At 38.5% G+C, this 19,187-nt stretch carries 14 protein-coding genes; 5 read left to right on the top strand and 9 right to left on the bottom strand.

The genetic code is table 11. The annotated features are described in order from the left end of the window. Positions 1-503: 503 nt before the first annotated feature. The 7 genes from H3T75_RS05690 to H3T75_RS05660 form a co-directional block, all read right to left on the bottom strand. Positions 504-1,250 (bottom strand): phosphate/phosphite/phosphonate ABC transporter substrate-binding protein, encoded by a 747-nt coding sequence (locus H3T75_RS05690; protein ID WP_078475282.1) that lies wholly within the window; start codon positions 1,248-1,250, stop codon positions 504-506. Position 1,251: 1 nt separating this feature from the next. Further along, the gene (locus H3T75_RS05685) at positions 1,252-1,749 is read right to left on the bottom strand and encodes a PAS domain-containing protein (RefSeq protein ID WP_078475340.1); all 498 of its coding nucleotides are present in this window, start codon (positions 1,747-1,749) and stop codon (positions 1,252-1,254) included. A gap of 445 nt (positions 1,750-2,194) precedes the next feature. Next, the gene (locus H3T75_RS05680; RefSeq protein WP_078475281.1) at positions 2,195-2,557 is read right to left on the bottom strand and encodes a roadblock/LC7 domain-containing protein; all 363 of its coding nucleotides are present in this window, start codon (positions 2,555-2,557) and stop codon (positions 2,195-2,197) included. 607 nt (positions 2,558-3,164) lie between these two features. Next, the gene (locus H3T75_RS05675) at positions 3,165-5,141 is read right to left on the bottom strand and encodes a DNA topoisomerase IV subunit B (RefSeq protein WP_198211228.1); all 1,977 of its coding nucleotides are present in this window, start codon (positions 5,139-5,141) and stop codon (positions 3,165-3,167) included. 127 nt (positions 5,142-5,268) lie between these two features. Continuing rightward, positions 5,269-5,808: an RNA pyrophosphohydrolase gene (locus tag H3T75_RS05670; RefSeq protein WP_025330459.1), complete on the bottom strand. Its 540-nt coding sequence runs from the start codon at positions 5,806-5,808 to the stop codon at positions 5,269-5,271. 1,277 nt (positions 5,809-7,085) lie between these two features. Further along, positions 7,086-7,226 (bottom strand): hypothetical protein, encoded by a 141-nt coding sequence (locus H3T75_RS05665; RefSeq protein ID WP_157785008.1) that lies wholly within the window; start codon positions 7,224-7,226, stop codon positions 7,086-7,088. 297 nt (positions 7,227-7,523) lie between these two features. Then, complete coding sequence (locus tag H3T75_RS05660) at positions 7,524-8,855, bottom strand: DEAD/DEAH box helicase (RefSeq protein WP_078475279.1); 1,332 nt, start codon at positions 8,853-8,855, stop codon at positions 7,524-7,526. A gap of 425 nt (positions 8,856-9,280) precedes the next feature. On the opposite strand from H3T75_RS05660, the gene H3T75_RS05655 reads away from it, so the two are divergent. From H3T75_RS05655 to hisC, 5 genes are all read left to right on the top strand, one after another. Then, positions 9,281-10,228, top strand: a complete 948-nt coding sequence (locus tag H3T75_RS05655; RefSeq protein ID WP_198185874.1) for a class I SAM-dependent methyltransferase — start codon at positions 9,281-9,283, stop codon at positions 10,226-10,228. A 28-nt stretch (positions 10,229-10,256) separates the two neighbouring features. Next, on the top strand, positions 10,257-10,847 hold the full coding sequence (locus H3T75_RS11035; RefSeq protein WP_198185875.1) for a ricin-type beta-trefoil lectin domain protein: 591 nt from the start codon (positions 10,257-10,259) through the stop codon (positions 10,845-10,847). A gap of 480 nt (positions 10,848-11,327) precedes the next feature. Further along, positions 11,328-12,515 (top strand): 5-(carboxyamino)imidazole ribonucleotide synthase, encoded by a 1,188-nt coding sequence (locus tag H3T75_RS05645; RefSeq protein WP_198211227.1) that lies wholly within the window; start codon positions 11,328-11,330, stop codon positions 12,513-12,515. A 30-nt stretch (positions 12,516-12,545) separates the two neighbouring features. Further along, complete coding sequence (locus H3T75_RS05640) at positions 12,546-14,081, top strand: SulP family inorganic anion transporter (protein ID WP_198211226.1); 1,536 nt, start codon at positions 12,546-12,548, stop codon at positions 14,079-14,081. Positions 14,082-14,162: 81 nt separating this feature from the next. Continuing rightward, positions 14,163-15,221, top strand: coding sequence for a histidinol-phosphate transaminase (gene hisC, locus H3T75_RS05635; RefSeq protein WP_084564704.1), 1,059 nt, complete (start codon positions 14,163-14,165; stop codon positions 15,219-15,221). Positions 15,222-15,296: 75 nt separating this feature from the next. Here the strand turns inward: hisC and H3T75_RS05630 are convergent, their stop codons facing one another. Both H3T75_RS05630 and H3T75_RS05625 read right to left on the bottom strand, forming a co-directional pair. Beyond that, positions 15,297-16,265, bottom strand: coding sequence for an FAD:protein FMN transferase (locus tag H3T75_RS05630; protein WP_198211225.1), 969 nt, complete (start codon positions 16,263-16,265; stop codon positions 15,297-15,299). Between the two features lie 24 nt (positions 16,266-16,289). Beyond that, complete coding sequence (locus H3T75_RS05625; RefSeq protein ID WP_198211224.1) at positions 16,290-19,067, bottom strand: flavocytochrome c; 2,778 nt, start codon at positions 19,065-19,067, stop codon at positions 16,290-16,292. Positions 19,068-19,187: the final 120 nt, after the last annotated feature.

Below are 19,187 nucleotides of genomic sequence, written 5' to 3'. Positions count from 1 at the left end.
TTGTATAGATAGATATTATTTTATTTTTTCTGAATCATATTTAAGCTTATATAAAAGTTTGGTGAAAAATGCCAGTATATGGATAATTTAAGGTATATCTGTTTTTTACATTTATTAAACTTGTTTACCAGAAGACACATTGCTTCACTAAATTGGAAAAAGCTAACAAACATACAAAGTAATCATTATAAATTTAGCGTAAAAAAATATTTAGATGTTTTAAATAATATTCATTGTGTACGTATGTCATTATGAATATTAGATAAATTTATTATTGCAGATGCTGGTAAGTACAAGCTTGCTTTTAGTATCCGGCTTATAAAAAAATTTTCAAATAAGGTGGATAATTATAAAATGAGAAAGTATTGAATAAATCTCAAAAAAATTGATATATGTTTCACATAAATAATATCTACTCTGTTTATATAAAACAAAAAGGTTAGATATAAAATAAACCGTGTTAGCTTAATAAAGCTAACACGGCCTAGAATGCAGTAATAGACTTACATACGTAATGTGTCTACAACATCAATCATGAATTCCATATCTTCTTCAGATAACTCGGTAAAGCCTTCTGGAAAACTTAATGCTTTAACAATAGTAGCGCCATCAGAATCGTCTGCCATTTTGCATAATATCTCTCTCAACGGCTCTGCTTTATCAGCTATATCTTTATGATATAACATGACATGAGATACTTCATTAATCCGGCTTTTCAGTAATACTTTTAACTGATCTTTGGTAACAGAGTTAAAGCTGTCATATACTTCAGCTTGAATAATGCCAATTTTTGCTTGTTGGCGGATAACACTTGAAGCTACCATAAGGAAGTTATCTTTACGATTGATAACCAGCTCATCATCGCTCAGATTAGCTGGTTCAAGCAAACGCAAACCAATAAAGTTGGCATCTTCATTATTGGAAAGAGCCAGTTCAACAGTACCTTTGAGCTCTTCAATAGCATTAATTTCCGAATCAGCCGCAGTAACAATTACAATCTCATCTGGTTGATTTTTAGGTTTAACCAGTGGTAAATAACCTTGTTCACGTACATAATTACCGGCAGCAAACGGATTAACAAAAAGCATAGAGACTTTTTCTTTATCTTGCTGTGCTTTTACTTCATCAAATGAAGGAGGCATAATCAGAGAAATATTCTGATTGCTTTTCTTTTGCAGGTAATTATTTAGCAAATACCATGTGCTGAACTGATCAGGCAAATAATCGGGTACAACCATTAAACTCAGCATATTATTTTCCTTCCTGTTCAGTTTTCAGCATTTCTATATACTTGGCACTCATTTCGTTAACACGTTCACGGCTTGGTTTGCGACGAATTGAGCTATAGCCAATCACTTTGCCTTGACGTAAGTTCGGAATTACAGTGGCGTATACCCAGTAATGGCCGCCATCTTTTCGTAAGTTTTTAACATAACCGTACCAGCGTTCGCCTCTTTGCAAGGTTTCCCACATATCGGCAAATGGAGCTTTTGGCATGTCAGGATGACGTAAAAGGCAGTGTGGAGCACCAATAATTTCATCACGTGCCCAGCCACTGATATCAACAAAGACGTCATTGGCATGCGTGATAATACCGTTAAGATCTGTACGTGATACAATTAAAGCACCATCAGGATAAGGAAATTCCTGATGAGTTACATATACTGTTGATTCTCCGTCTTGCTGATAATGCTTAATTTTATACTCTGAAAATTCACCTTCAGGCTTTGGCTGAATCCAACGACTCATATCCATATTTATCTGTCCTTCAATTTTGGTTTAATCTGATAAAGAATGAGTGTGCTTAATAGAAATGCATTTCAGATTTTTTATTTTTCTTACAGTAGTTTATTCTTTCTACTTTAATAAATTTACTGCTAATATAAATTTCTGGAAATGCATACAATCGGGATTTTAAATATTACCCAATACATATATGCGATGCGTTTCAATATAGTTATAAAACATTTAAACGCCCTTTCATGCAATAAATTTAGTTTTAGCTTTAGTTTTCTTTAGGTTTGACTAACAGCAATTTAGTCAGAATTCAGAAAATATCCGAATACAAGAGTACTGCCTGATTTTAAAGCTTATTTTTACAGTATTATAAACTGCAATAAAACGTGTTAATTTCAAATTTGCATGAGCGGGTATTTAAATAGCATTGCATATTTCAGATCAAGCAAATTGATTATTAACTAAAATGGTCAGCTAATTCTTTCAATGCCCGTTTAGCTTCAAACAGAATCAGACCTAATTTGGCTTCATGAGTGGTAGTAATGGTTAACAGAATAGCTTCAGAGGCCTGAAACAGCAGCATGTAGCCTTTATCAGTATGAATAATGGTATTGTCCAGAGTACCTTTTAATACCTCTTTTGCAGAACGATTACCCAGAGACAGTAATGCTGCAGCCATTGCACCAATACGGTCTTCATCCATGCCACTCTGCAAAGCTGAAGCAATTGGCAAACCATCAGTTGAGATAACTGCTGAAGATGTAATGTCGGGTGTACTGTTCAGGGTTTTCAATACGCCGTCGATAAAATCATATTTCATGGAAATTCCTCTTAAATTGACTGTAACTTTGTCAATTATAAAGATGGGTGAATGTTTTTGCAAAAAAATGTTATTAAATTTTATTAATTATCTTTATTTAAGCTTTCTATTTTATTTACATTTCTTTATTTTTTAGTTTATCTATAATTATTCAGAACCAATGAAAGCTATTGTTACAGTTTATTGAATTCTATTGAAATGTAAATGAAATTATAGCATTTTAGATAGTAGATTGCGTAATATAATCCTGTCAACTTAGCTAAAGTTTGATATTTATCAAATGTTATCTCATTTTTTATATTTTATATGCTATTGAGACTGCGAATATATGTTTAATTCTATGCTTAACTAATGGTAAATGAATTGTTTTAAATATTAAAATCTTACTTTTTTAGTGCATATTAATATATAAATTAATAGTGTGTTGTAAGTTTGCTTATATATTTTACAAATTTAAATTAATGTTATTTATTAAAAAGACAATTAAGTGAAATTAGTGCCCTTATAGTTTGATAATGTTAATTATGTTTATTTTGTTGTTTAATATATAAATTAATTTAAACAGGTTGTTCTCAATATGCTAAACAACCTGTTTGTCAGGTTAATTTCAAATATCGGCTTCTACTTTATCTCCTTCAGCTTCCATCCATACTCTTCTGGAAGCTGCTTCACCTTTTCCCATTAATTTGATAAAAATATTTCGGGTTTCACTGTTTTCTTCATCAGGAATATGTACTTGCAACAGACGGCGTGTATCCGGATTCATGGTAGTATCCTTGAGCTGATCAGGATTCATTTCGCCTAAACCTTTAAAGCGATTTATGTGATAAGTACTTTTTTCTAGTTGCAGTCTGTCTTTAATGCTTTCCAGTTCTGCCTCATCCTGAGCATAAATTTTGCGTGCAGTTTTGCTTTTACCCTGTGCATTTACATCTATACGAAAAAGTGGTGGTTGGGCAACATAAATGTGTCCGGCCTCTATCAGGCGCGGAAAATGGGTATAAAACAAGGTAAGCAATAGAACCTGTATATGAGCACCATCAACATCGGCATCTGATAAAATGGCTATTTTTCCATAGCGTAAGCCAGATAAATCAGGATTATCGTTTCTCCCGTGGGGGTCTACTCCGATGGCAACAGAAATATCATGTATTTCTGCATTACCAAACAATTGGTCGCGATGAATTTCAAAACTGTTTAAAACTTTACCTCGCAATGGAAGAATTGCCTGAGTATTTTTATCCCGTGCCAGTTTGGCTGAGCCGCCGGCTGAATCACCTTCTACCAGAAACAATTCATTTTCGCGGATGTCTTCACTTTCACAGTCTGTAAGTTTGCCTGGTAAAACAGCAACGCCAGAACCTTTTTTCTTTTCAATTTTTTTAGTTGAGCGCATTCGCGCCTGAGCCTGACTAATAGCCAGTTCAGCTATTTTTTTACCTGTATCGATATTCTGGTTTAACCAGAGTTCTAGTGGATCACTACATACTGCCGCTACCAGTTTGAGTGCATCACGACTGGTTAATTTGTCTTTTGTCTGCCCTTGAAACTGAGGATCGAGCAGCCGTGCTGAGAGAACAAAGGCAACGCGTGAAAAAACATCGTCTGACTGTAGTTTTACGCCGCGTGGAAGTAAATTATGATGATTGATAAAGTTGTTTACAGCGTGAAAAACTGCCTGTTTCAGCCCGGCTTCATGAGTGCCTCCTAACGCGGTAGGGATCAGATTAACGTAGCTTTCACTTGGTGTATGTCCGTCTTCCAGCCATGTCAGAGCGAAAGCTGCACCTTCACCCTGATTAAAATCAGTTCCATGATTTGAGTTTAAATAATTTTCACTGGAGAAAATGGGCGTGGCAGTCTGGCTGTCTGAGAGTAAGTCAAGTAAATAGCTTTTCAGGCCATTCGGATAATGCCAGTTTTGTGTCTGAGCTTCATCCGTAGCATTCTGGTAGCGGGTAAGGGTAACATTCACGCCGGGTAATAAAACTGCTTTGGCACGTAAATTGCGTTCCAGTTCCGGCAGATTGTATTGCGGATTATCGAAGTAATGTCCGTCAGGCCAGATACGAACTTCGGTACCACTGTCTTTAACGGCGCATTTACCGGTTACAGACAAAGGTTTAATGACGTCACCACCAGCAAAGGCAATATGGTAAATATTTCCGGCTCTTTTAACAGTAACCTCAAGCCGGGAAGACAGTGCATTGGTCACGGAAACGCCTACACCATGTAAGCCACCTGAAAAAGCATAAGCACCGTCGCCGCTTTTTTTATTGAATTTACCACCAGCATGAAGTTGGGTGAAAACCAGTTCAACTACGGGTACTTTTTCGGTTGGGTGTAATCCGGTGGGAATGCCGCGACCATTGTCTCTGACGGTAACGGATTCATCGGGATTCAGAGTAACATCGATATTTTGTGCATAGCCGCCCAGAGCTTCGTCTGCGGCATTATCAATTACTTCCTGAATGATATGAGTAGGGCTATCCGTTCTGGTATACATACCAGGGCGTTCTTTAACCGGTGCCAGTCCTTTCAGAACGGTGACACTGGATTCATCATAAGTTGTGGATTTGCTCATAATTTATTTTTAGATAAGTATTAATCGCAATATAAAACAAATTACCGTAAAAAATTTATTTTTTCGGTAATTTGTTTCAGATTCAGAATTTTGGCGGAATCTTCAATACAGAACTATTCACAGGCAATCATTCTGCCAGTGAGTATTTATCATCATGATTTTGTCGAGTTTGAACAAATTCAGTCCAGCTGGGCAGTTCGTGTAAAAAGCGTGAAAGCTCGTGTAATGCATTCAAATAGACATTTCTTTTGAATTCAATAACTTCATCAACTGGAGCCCAGTATTGGTGCCAACGCCATGCATCAAATTCAGGATGATGGGTTGCTCGCAGATGAACATCACTTTCCCGTCCGGTTAGACGCAGCAAATACCAGATCTGTTTTTGGCCTTTATAAGAACCCCGCCATTCGCGTTTGATCCAATGTGTAGGTACATCATAACGTAACCAGTCCCGGGTGCGTCCGATTATTTTGACATGATGCGGCAGCAGGCCGACTTCTTCCATGAGTTCACGATACATGGCGGCTTCCGGGCTTTCACCCGGCTTAATACCGCCTTGCGGAAACTGCCAAGAGTGTTCATGTACACGCTTGCCCCAAAAAACCTCGTTATGGTCGTTAGTAATGATTATCCCGACATTGGGGCGATAACCTTCTCTGTCTAACATGGTAGTTCGCCCAATAAATAAATTGAATTTTCGCACAAATCAGGCAGTGAGACTAGTAAGGATTAAATGTGAAATATCAAATTAAATTAAGTGAATTTTTATATTATATTGGCATATGGAAATTTTCAGTTAAAAATCTGGATTTAGCTATAAATAATATTGGTGAAATCTATTATTAATGATTAATTAGATATCTGGATGAGTTTTAATCATTCAGATTGGGTATTTAATTAGTCTTGTTATTAATTATTATGATTCAATTCGAACTGATGTATGAAAAATCCGGCGAAGTTTATTATTCATATAGAGTAGTGTATTTGTTTTATATTTTATTTATGGTTTTCAGAAACCAGATAATTGTGTAAATATTAAATCAGTTAAAAGCGTAAAAAACGTATCTTTCTTTATCTATCAATAGAATATCATTGGGATTATGTGGTCGTTTGGAATAAACGATATACGAAAATTATTTTTCCAAATATTTTCTCATTTCCAATATTTTAGACGAAAGATAAACTTTATGCTGATAAACAGGTAAATTATTATTTCTAATATTCTGCTTATTTTCATTTTGATATTTTAAAAAAGACAATTCTGTTAAATCTATGAATGATTGAACAGTTGGTAAGGGTATATATTAAATTGAAAAAATTATTAATATTAAGCAATTATCATAAAATTAATTGTCTAAAAGAAAAACAATATTGTAGTGAGGGTGGTTGAATCTATATTATAGTGACTGGTATAGCTGATGATAATTAATATTGCTCCTGGAGCTTAATCCTGAAAAGGTTGAAATAGTGGGACGGTATATAAAAGATAAAAATGTCTATCTAGTCAAATTAAAGTCATTTACAAAATGAATGCAGATGCAGAGAAATTTAATATTTTTATTTTAGCGCAAAGATATTCAATTTTAGGACTGGGATATGATGATATTTATTGTATTGTCAATCGTTTGATTTATAAAAAATTTTATTTAATTTAGTGTGGTCAAATATACTAAGGAATAACTGATTAAAAAATATTTTCATACCGATTTATAATAATTGAATCTGTACTCAATAATTGAATTAAAACAAATTCAGCTGAAAAAAATCCACATTACTGCAATCTTTTTGTATTTGAAATTTTATTATAAATAAGATGTAATGAGTTTATAGGTATTTGTTACTGGTAATAACTTTTCCGAAAATATTATTTATAGTTTTTATTAAAGAGAGCATATTTAAAAAGAGCCCTATCTCTGCAGATAGGGCTCTTTTTTAGCAAAAATTTTATTGATGAACAGGTTCGAAATTGTGAATGGCTTTTTCATTTTCAGGAGTTTGCTCTTTGCCATTTACAGCCTGAGTATGTTGATAAAAAGCAGCGCGTTTAGCTGCCTGAAAAATTTGTAATCTACGACGATGTTGCATAGTTAAATCCTTTCTCGCTTGCTGGTGTGGGGCACCAACTGTTGTCATTTATAACTTGGAAGTATAAGTTTACTGATAAATTAATAATGCAGATCAGTTATCAGTTCGGATATTGTTTTTAACGTAATAATTTATTAGTTCATTAAACAATATATAAGATATAACAGAATATTGCAAGACAGTGATGTATGTCTGTCTTTAAATTGAGAGGAAATGATAAATAGAAAAACCGCAGAATTGTTAAAAGGTCAGGTCTGAATCAGTAGCCTGACCTTTTATTACGATAAAGTGAGGAGCTTATTGCTTGGGTTGGCTATTACTACGTCTGTTTGGCTGACTGTTTCTCTGACGGGCAGCCGGAATGTTCTGGCGGGAACGGTTTGGTTGCTGTTCGCCAGACTGACGGCGGTTTGCATTCCAGTTACCATTTTTGTTGTGATTACCATAGGAGCGGCGACCTTTATTCGCTATTTTACCAGCACGTTTACGTGTCGGTTCCATACCGGCAATAGTTTGCTCAGGTAGTTTGCGGTTTAGGTAGCGTTCAATTTTATGTACTTTAATATACTCGTTTACTTCAGCAAAAGTAATGGCCAGACCGGTTCGGCCAGCACGGCCTGTACGACCGATACGATGTACATAGTCTTCAGCCTGCTTAGGTAAATCATAATTAATGACATGTGTAATGGTTGGTACATCAATACCACGGGCGGCAACATCAGTAGCCACTAGTATTTTAATCCGACCTTTGCGTAAATCCATTAATGTACGGTTACGCCAGCCTTGTGGCATATCGCCATGCAGACAGTTAGCCGAAAAGCCTTTTTCATAAAGTTCATCAGCCAGCTGTTCAGACATAGCTTTGGTGGCAGTAAATATTACTGCCTGATCAATACTGGTATCACGCAACAGATGATCAAGCAGACGGTTTTTATGCCGGATGTCATCACAGTAATACAGTTTTTCATCAATTTTGCCTTGTTTTTCTTCCCGGGCAATATCGATTTTTTGCGGTTGATGTGTTAATTTTTCGGCAAGTTTACCTACCATACCATCCCAGGTAGCTGAAAATAACAGGGTCTGACGTTCAGCAGGAGTTGCGGCAACTATGGTCTCAATATCATCAATAAAACCCATATCCAGCATTCTGTCTGCTTCATCCAGAATAAGCACTTCAAGCCGGCCAAAATCAATGCGTCCCTGACGCATGTGATCCATCAGACGTCCCGGAGTAGCTACGATAAGATCAATCGGACGGGATAATGCACGGATTTGCTGACCGAAAGCTGTACCGCCTACCAACGTTACTGTGCGCAGCCAAGGCATGTTTTTACCATAAATCTGAGCGTTTTTTTCTACCTGTTGAGCAAGTTCGCGTGTAGGTGTTAATACAAGAGCACGCGGGCCTTTGCCTGATTTTTCACTGCGTTTGAGCAGTTTTTGCAGTGTTGGTAATAAAAATGCGGCTGTTTTTCCAGAACCAGTTTGAGCGGAAACCATTAAATCCTGGTTATCCAGAACTGCCGGAATAGATTCAAGTTGTACTGGTGTTGGATTTTCGTAGCCGGCAGCAGTGAGTGCATTGGTAAGCTGTTTGTCTAGTTTTAAATCTGAAAAAGACAATGTCATGATTTTCCTTTGGTTAAACGAGCAACCAAACGTGATAATCTAGTTTATTGATGTGAAATTAGATTACAGGGAACTGTTGCTAGCTTAAGCCAAAAAGAAAATAACAAAGGAAAGATAGCAATTGGTTGTCGTAAGTGTGTGTGTTTAGGTATTTTATACATCGACAACAACCAGACAACGTACGCATTGCTGCGGGTGTTGGGTGAGCGGCATTACAAAACTATTAAAGTAATAATGAATTCGCTGTATTTAATAAGGTTGCAAACGATGGTTTCAAATATTATCTTTTTAATTATAAGAGATATGGTCTTTTTAAGCAAGAGCACTATTATATCTATATATGTAAATGTGCGAAGGTTTCTGTGGTTTTTTCCGTTACAATGTGACTGTTAGTGTATTTATTGCAGAAATGTAAAATTTTATTTATGAGTGAAGATATTGGTGCTTTTGTCAATCGTCTGGGCAAAAATATTAAGCATTTACGTAAATGGGCACAACGTCAGGATATAGAGGCATGGCGTATGTATGACCGGGATATTCCACAGTATCCATTTGCTGCTGACATTTATGCCGATCATGTACATTTACAAGAATATGATACGGGCTGGTTGATGCATAAGACAGACTATGAAAAATGGTTGGCTGAAGTAGTAGAGGCTGTTTTATTTGTGACTGGTCTGCCTAAAGAACATATTCATGTGAAAAAAAGACAAAGGCAAAAAGGTAAAGATCAGTATGAAAAAACTGATGTTACGGGTACGGATTTTGTAATTCATGAGCATGGGCGTGCATTCTGGGTGAATCTGGATAAATATCTGGATACAGGTTTATTTCTTGATCATCGTAATACTCGCCAGAAAATAGGCAATATAGCGGCGGGAAAACGATTTTTGAATTTATTTGCTTATACAGGCAGTTTTTCAGTATATGCTGCAACTGGCGGTGCTTTATTCAGCGAAACTGTAGATCTCTCGAATACTTATCTGCAATGGGCACAACGAAATTTTGAATTGAACGGGCTGGATATGCAGGCTCATCAGATTGTTCGTGCTGATGTATTTCAATATTTGCAGAAAGCTGTTGAAGATCACAAACAGTTTGATTTGATTGTAATGGATCCGCCAAGTTTCTCAAATAGTAAGAAAATGCTGGATATTCTGGATATTCAGCGGGATCAGGAAAAACTGATAGATGGTGCAATGCGTTTATTATCGAAACAGGGTAGTTTGTATTTTTCAAATAATCTGCGTAGTTTTACTTTAGATCCGGTTCTGGAGCAACGTTATGATGTAAATAATATTTCCAGAAAAACAATACCTGAAGATTTTCGCAATACTCGTATTCATCAATGTTGGGAAATCCGGCATCGTTAATCAAAAGGTCAATTTGCGGGAGATAAAAATGATTCGGGCTATACAATTATTTTTAGTTTTTGGTGTATTGAGTTTGTCAGAGTGGTTATTTTCTGTAGCTGAGGCCGCTGTTATCTACCATTCAGGTCGTGGCGAACGTCATGTTTATGTCGATTTACCCGTTTCATCAACTACAACCATTAATAAAACAGTACATATTGATGCTCCTGCCGGTGCAACAGTGATTTATACGGATACGCCGGTTTATCCTGCTGCACTTCCGTATCCGCCAGTTTATCCTATTGCATCCAGTATTAGTTTACGGCCAGTAAGCCATGGCTGTCTGCGTAATGACGGCATGTCTTCGGTCTGGCAGTCGGTAGCACTCGATTCCTGTGCCGGTGGTGAAATCAGCGAGGCTTTTTATTTTCATCAGGGACAGGTATGGCTGAATAATCGTTGTCTTGCGGTGAAAAATCATTCAGTAGGGACTGTTTCCTGTGAGCCGGACAGGAACAATAACTGGTTGCTTACAGGCAGACAAATTCGTGACAGAAACAGTAATTTATGTGTGGATGGTTCACAAGGATATTTACAATTGCGGCCTTGCAGTAATGATAGAAGTCAGCAGTTTCATTAAATCTGTTTACAGATTTGTTAATATAATAAATATATCCAATAAAAATTATTGTTATATTTTATAATGCGAATCTATGTTTGTAATATTTTGTTTAGTTGATAAGTTTAGTAAAAGTAAATAACTTTGACTTAAATATAATTCTACATGTTTATGTAATGTTATATTTTATTATGTTAAGATAATGCTTAATGAAATTGCTTTAAATTTATTGAAAAATTTGTTTTTATTTTCATAATCATAAATACGGACATCAGTTTTATTTATGTTGTGCCTGTGTAAACTTTGCCTGTTTCAGTGGTTTCACTGGTGGAGTAATAGCTGCTAAAGAAGTGGTAATTAAGCTATTAATTTGATTTATCAGGTAAAAATATAACAAATATGTATGAGAAAAGGCGGTTTCATACTGATGACTTTCATTGCAGGAATTTTTGATTTCAGCTAATTTTATTTATATTCTTGGTAAGGTAATTTAATACCACTATGTCTCGTTTTTCTTCCTGTATTCTGCCGCCGGCGATGCTGGGTATTCTGGGTGGCGGCCAGCTGGGTGCAATGTTTACGGTAGCTGCTAAGACAATGGGTTATCAGGTAACGGTTCTGGATCCTGATCCGAATGCGCCAGCAGCACAGTTTGCTGACAGACATTTGTGTTCCGCATTCGATGATGCTGATGCTTTGCAGCATATGGCCAAATGTGCTGCTGTTACGACTGAATTTGAAAATGTAAGTGCTGATTCAATGCACTGGCTGGCACAATATACGGTTGTATCGCCCTCGGGTGATTGTGTTGCGATTGCTCAGGACAGGCAGCAGGAAAAAGAATGGATTGACCGCGCCGGTCTGGTTACCGTGCCTTATACTGTTATCAGCACAGAATCTGATATTAATGATTCTCTGAAAAAATTGTTACCGGGTATTCTGAAAACAGCTACTCTGGGTTATGACGGAAAAGGACAGAAAACAGTTGATTCTATCGCTGAATTGCGTGAAGCTTTTACTCAATTGCAACATGTGCGCTGTGTGCTGGAAAAAAAAGTAGATTTGTGTGCTGAAATATCAGTAGTGGTTGCCCGTCTGAATAATCAGTATGCAGTATGTTTTCCGCCTGCAGAAAATCAGCATAAAAATGGTATTCTGGCGTACTCATTAGTACCGGCAAGGCTACCTCAGGCTATATTAAAGCAGGCTGAAAATATGGCTTTTAAGCTGGCTCAGGCCATGAATTATCAAGGGGTTCTAGCAGTTGAGATGTTTGTTGTAGGCAATGATATGCAGTTGATTGTTAATGAAATTGCTCCCCGGCCGCATAATTCAGGTCATTACACTTTAGATGCCTGTATTTCTGATCAGTTTCAGCAGCAGGTAAGATTAATGTGTGGTTTGCCTCCGGCAGCCTCAGATTTATTAAAGCCCTGCTGTATGGCGAATATTCTTGGTGATGTCTGGCCTGAAAACGGCGAACCGGACTGGAATGCTGTTCTGAATCATAAAACTGCCTGTTTACATCTGTATGGTAAAAAACAGGTGAGACCCGGCCGTAAAATGGGACATTTTACTGTTCTGGCTGAAAATACTGATCAGGCATGGCAGACAGCACGCGATCTTCATCTTCACTTGCAAAACTCAGCTCAAAATTCTTGCTCGACTGCTTTAGATAAATCCTGTTGACATGGACAAAAGGATAATACCTTGAAACTGATGAGCACAAAACAGTCTCCATTGGCGTGGTTTTCTTCTGGCTGGAAATTATTGGGATATGTCCTGCCAATGGCTCTTGCCTGTGCTGGTATTGCCGGTTTACCTGTGTCTATGGCAATTGCAGGTGTGATGTGTGCTTTGTTATGCAGTCTGCTTTTGGGCGGTAGTAAAAAAATATTATTAACACCATCACCTTTTTCCGCACTAATGCTGATGGCGGCAATAGCCTATTATGCAGGTGTAGTCAGTGAACGTATTGCTGTGGCCAGTTTACTTACGCTGTTTACCGGTGGCTGGTTATTATTGATGTCACTGATATTACCCAAACATTGTCTGAACTGGATTGCACGGCCAGTCTGGCATGGTATTGGTTTGGGTATGACGCTGACTCTGATTGTCATGCTTTTTCCGGTCATTTTAGGTGTGCAGGCCAATAATAGTTCATGGCAGGGAATGTGGGAACTGCTGATTGATTGGCAAGGCTGGAACTGGCCAAGTGTGGTTTTGGCCGGTTTATCATTTGCCTTGCTGGTATTATGGAGAAGTAAAACTCAGCCCAAGGCTTTATGGGTATTATTACTGGTATGGATTCTCAGTTATATATGGCCGTTTGCGCTAGTCGGAATTGCTACTCCGGTTCAGCAAAATGTGCAGCTCTGGCCATTTATGAATCCCGTACATGCTGACTGGCCATTATTGTTTTTTTTAAGTGCCACAATAGCACTATTAATATATATGGAAAGTTGTCAGTATTTATCTAATCAGTTCAGGCGTAATGTTGGCCTGGTTGGTTTTAGTAATATTCTGACAGCATTCACCGGAGGTATGGTAATCAGTTTAGGCTACATAGCTGATGAGGTTCTCAGGATTAAGCGTAATACGCTGATAGCAATGTTATTGCTTATGGCACTGATTTTTTGCTGGTCATGGCTGGCATATGTACCATTACCTGTGCTGGCAGTAATTGCGTTATATGTTATTTGTGTTCAGATTAACTGGTGTGAATTACGTTTATATTGCTGGCAATGGAGCGATTTATTGTGGCTGTGTATATCTGCCATACTGATTATTCTGTTTGGTGTCTGTACGGGTTTGTGGCTGGTGATTTCTTTTGCTCTGATAGTAATGTGCTGGTATTCACTCCGGATGCATGCCTGGCCGGTTTTATTGCCTGAAATTCAGATTATTGCGCAAGAAGCGGTTATCATTTTACCGCAGATATTATTGTTTGCTAATGTCAGCACGCTGCTGAATAAAAGCTATCTTCTTATTAATACGCTGGATATTAAAAAAATATATCTGGATATGAGTGCAGGCTGTCATGCTGATGTGACTGTATTTTTTCATTTACAAGCTCTTGCCCGTAGATTGCATCAGCAGGAAAAAATGTTATTTGTATGTGGTCTGAATGAAAAAACATACCGTATACTTATTGCTAAAAAGCTGGATTATTTATCAGCCGAGCAATTCAGTACCCTCAGTGCTGAATCTTTGTTAATATGTCATAAGTATAATAATGGTCCTGTAATAGCATGATTTGCTCAATATGATAATTGTTGATATGAATGTCAGTTCTGAGATTTTAATACTGAATATTTTATTCAGGCTGGAGAGAGAATGAGTAAATTCTGGAGTGAGAAAACCAGACAGCTGCAACCTTATGTACCCGGAGAGCAGCCCAAAATAGCTAATCTGGTTAAACTGAATACTAATGAAAATCCATTTCCGCCTTCTCCATTGGTATTAAAAGCAATGCAGGCTGCTACTGAAGATTTGCGTTTATATCCTGATCCGAATGCAGATAGATTAAAACAGACCATTGCTGATTATTATGGTTTGTCCAGGGAGCAGATTTTTGTGGGTAATGGTTCGGACGAAGTACTGGCTCAGGCATTTGCTGCTTTTTTTCAGGGAAAACAACAATTATTATTACCTGATATCAGTTATAGTTTTTATCCGGTCTATTGTCAGTTATATGATGTTGAGGCCCGTTATATCCGGCTTGATGAGCACTTCGCTATTAATCCGGTTGATTATTATGGTGCTCAGGCCGGAGTTGTTTTTCCTAATCCGAATGCACCTACCGGATGTATTTTGCCTTTGGCTCAGGTTGAGCAGATATTACAAGCCAATCCGGACTGTGTGGTACTGGTAGATGAGGCCTATATTGATTTTGGCGGTGAGTCTGCGGTGGCATTGATTGCTGATTATCCTAATCTGCTTGTGGTGCAGACACTTTCAAAATCTCGTTCGCTTGCCGGTATGCGGATTGGTCTTGCACTAGGGCAGGCAGAGCTGATTGAAGGACTTGAGCGGGTTAAAAACAGTTTTAATTCTTATCCGCTTGATCGTTTAGCACAAGCTGGCGCTATTGCAGCATTCGAAGATGAAAATTATTTTCGCTCAACTTGTGCCAAAGTTATTGAAAACCGTATCTGGCTGACTAAACATCTGTCTCAGCTCGGATTTGAGGTTTTACCTTCGCAGGCCAATTTTGTCTTTGCAAGTCATAAAAATAAAACAGCTGTGGAAATTGCTGCTGAGTTACGCCGGCATGGTGTAGTGGTTCGGCATTTTCCTCAGGAAAGAATCAATAATTTTTTACGAATCAGTGTCGGAACACAGCAACAGCAGCAAAGGCTGATTGAAGTATTGGAAGAAATGCTGAATCCATAGACAAATATACATTCTGATTTTGCTCGTCTGGAAAGTGCAAATTATCAAAAAAAGGTATTTGTTTGGTTAATGCAGTTAAGAATAGCTGATGAGCTGATAATCATCTGCTATTAATTCAAATGTGAAATGCTGATTGGATTGAATGATTATTTTTTTATCTCGTGTTACGAATATGACTCCGATATTTTGCTTTTTTTTCAGTTCACTCAACCCTTGTCTGATGCCTAAGCCATAAAAAATAGTTGAATAAATATCTCCGGTTAATGAGTTATCTGAAATGATGGTTACACTGTGCAATTCATTATTCAGAGGATAGCCGGTGTGCGGATCAAGGATGTGATGATACAGCTGGTCGTTAAGAGTAAAATAGCGTTCATAAATTCCGGAAGTGACTACTGATTTGTCTTCAACATGTATGATTCCGAGCAGATTGTTTGCCTCGGTAAAAGGGCGTTTTAAACCAATATGCCATTGCTTGTCAGCAGTAATTGGTGAGTAGCCGATTGTTAGTACATTACCTCCACAATTGATAATTGCCTGAAAAATGTTATATTGAGCTAAGAGCAATTTGATAATGTCCGCAATATAGCCTTTGGCAATGGCTCCTAAATCAATTTCCATACCAGCTTTAGCCAGATATACAGTTTGATTTGTCCGGTTCAGATCAATGTGATTCGGGTTAGTCAGTGTTAATCTACGGGCTATTTCATCCTTTTCCGGAATACTGCGTCCGTTAAAACCTATTTTCCATAATTTCACCAACGGACCAATTGCCAGATTAAACTTGCTGTCAGGTAACAGGCTGGCTGCTTTAGCCTGACTGATTAAATCAAAAACCAGTTTGCTTACTGCTACCGGCTGTTTGCCGGCAGCATGGTTAATGCTCATCACTTCTGATTGGTAGCGGTTTACTGTTAACCGGGCTTCCAGTTGCTCTATAGCGTTAAAAACGGCAGAGACTGCGGTTAGGTTTTCAACAAACAGTTTCAGGGAAACTGTTGTCCCCATTAGCTGTTGGCTATAGGTGTAACTTGTACCAGACATAAGTGATGAGACATTTATCAGTAATTAATGATTTTTAGCATATGCAGCAGCCTGATCACCGGCCTGAATACCAAAAATAATGATATCGGCAATGGCGTTCCCTCCAATGCGGTTGCCCCCATGTACACCACCGGCAACTTCACCCGCGGCATAAGCACCTTTAATGATCTCTGTATGAGTATCAAGAACCTCTGTCTTCGTATTGATGGTTACACCACCCATAGTATGGTGAATGCCTGGTGCAATACGGATAGCGTAAAAGAATGGCTGGTTCAGCTGGTGACGCATGCCGGTAGTACGTCCGAAATCTTCATCATGCTGCTGTTTTACAAAATGATTGTAGCGCTCTACTGTAGCGATGAGAAAATCCGGATTAATATTCAGCTTTTCTGCAAGTTCAGCCAGTGAGCCGGCTTTTACCGCCAGCCCTTTGCTGATGTAGGTTTCTGCTGCTTTATTTTCTGCACAAATCTGTTCATCAAATAATATATAGGCATAATGTTCAGAAAGGGCAATGATGCTGTTGGATACTTTGTCACGTGTGTCCAGTTCATTGACAAAGCGTTTGCCTTTTTGCGATATCAGAATAGCACCTCCGCCACGGATGGATTCTGATATTAGATAAGCGGTATTTTGCTCTACTGTGGGATGAATCTGTATTTCGTTCATATCAACAGTGCCGGCACCAATTTTTTGTAATAAAGCAATGCCTGAACCGGTTGCTCCTTTATGATTGGTGGTGACAAAATCAGCTAAATCAGGGCGGTAATGGGTGACCATTTGTGCATTGGCTCCAAAGCCACCGGTTGCGATAATGATTGCTTTGGTGCTGATGCGTTGTTCATTTCTTTCTTCGTCGCGCACGATTACTGCGTTAATGCGCCCGTCCTTCATTTCAATATCCGTTACAGAGGTATCCAGCATTACCTCTATCCCGCGGTCATTAATATTTTTCAGCAGACCGCTAATCAGAAAACCGCCGACTGCGGCACCATTATCGGGACGATGAGTGCGGTCTACACTCATACCGCCTGTGGTAGTCAGGTTATTTAACCGGATTCCTTTTTCATCCAGCCAGTCTATTGCAGCCGGAGCATGTTCGACAAAGTAGTGTAATAATTGCGGGTTGTTTTTATTTTTACCGCCTTTCAGGGTTTCGTTATAAAACCATTCTTTATGGTCGGTAATTCCTGCCTGCTGCTGAAAGCGGGTTTCAGCCGCATTCATACCTGCGGATGCTTTGTTGGTATTGCCGCCGATAACCGGCATTTTTTCAATAATAATTACTGAAGCCCCTTTATCATGTGCTTCAATAGCTGCGGCCAGTCCGGCACCGCCGCTTCCGACGACGACTACGTCACAGGATTTATCATCAGCATCACCGCCTTCTACAATTGTCGCTACTTTATATGAGGTTGATATGGCTTTGGTTACAGCTTTTTTAAATGCATCACATTGTGATGTAGCGCCACTGATTGCATCTACATAAGGGCTGTTGGCTGCCAGAATCCGTTCTTTAATTTCATTGAAATTACGTATAGAAACATGATCCAGTTTTTCGGCATTGACTAAAGACAAATCTTTGATAAAGTCTTGCCCCAGTTCTACATTTATGACAAATTGGTTATCAAAATCGTCGCTGACAGTTTGCTGATAGGTGCCGGCATGGAATTTTTTGGTATTGATTTCTCTTACCATGCTATGAATAAGCGGAAAGCGCCATAATGGTTCGGGAATGTTCAGGTTAGTACGCTGATCGCTGTTCATGGATAGCTGTAAATCATTATGTTTCTGAATGCGTTCAGCCCAGTCAGGATAGGCCACACAGGCGCGCCCTGCAGCGATGAGATCATAGCCATGTGCCATTGCTGTTTCTGCATCAGTTTTATTCACGACATTACCGACGCCGATAACCGGTATCTTAGCCAATACGGCAGAGCGTAATTGTATGTATTTATCAATTAATGGTGTTTCATCATTGCTGTCGATGATGGATGGCCGCAGTGTGGCACCCATAGAAAAATGTATATAGTCCAGACCAATTTGAGCGAGTTTGTCTAGCAGGAACAATGAATCGTCAAAAGTAATGCCCGGCACTTCGAGTTCTTCCGGTGAAAACCGGTAACCGATAATAAATTCATTAGAAGCATATTTTTTAGCCATTTGCCGGCTGATTTCAAGTATGGCGAGCGGGAAGCGGACGCGGTTTTCGCGGCTGCCGCCCCATTTATCCTGGCGCTGATTGGCGTGTGGTGAAAAAAACTGCTGGATAAGATAAGTATTGGCGCCATGTATTTCGATTCCGTCAAAACCCGCGGCAATTGCGCGCCTGACAGCTTCGCCGAATTTCTCAATCATATCTTCAACTTCGCCGGCTGTCATTGCTACAGGAACCGTTGCATTCGGACGTGGAATAGCAATCGCACTGGGGCCGACAGGTGTCTGACCGCCGATTAATTGCGGCTCAACCATTCGTCCGCCATGATAGATTTGTATAACAGCTTTTGAACCACGCTCTTTTATGGCTGTGGCTAACAGGCTCAGACCTTCGATACAATCATCATTATGAATGCCTATTGCTCCCGGAAAAGCCGGTCCTAAAGTATCAACATAAGCGCATTCAACAATTACTGTGCCAATACTGCCGGCACGTTCACGATAATAATCAATCAGATTATCTGTTACAGTTCCATCATAAAAACCACAACAGGTTGTCATTGGAGCCATAACTAAACGGTTTTTTAATACAGTACCATTAGGTAACGTCAGCGGATTGAAAAGGGGCGAAGATAGCTTATTCATATTTTGATACGAGTTCATCAGAACGGGATAAAAAGACTTAAATACATGGTAGCGTAAACGCTAATAATCATCTATTGAACAAAAGGGTTATATATTACAATGACATATATATAATATATT

The organism is Snodgrassella sp. W8135 (genome assembly GCF_016101225.1).
Taxonomy (GTDB): Bacteria; Pseudomonadota; Gammaproteobacteria; order Burkholderiales; family Neisseriaceae; genus Snodgrassella; species Snodgrassella alvi.
The sequence above is the reverse complement of the archived record's forward strand: the minus strand, read 5'-3'. Positions and strand labels throughout refer to the sequence as shown.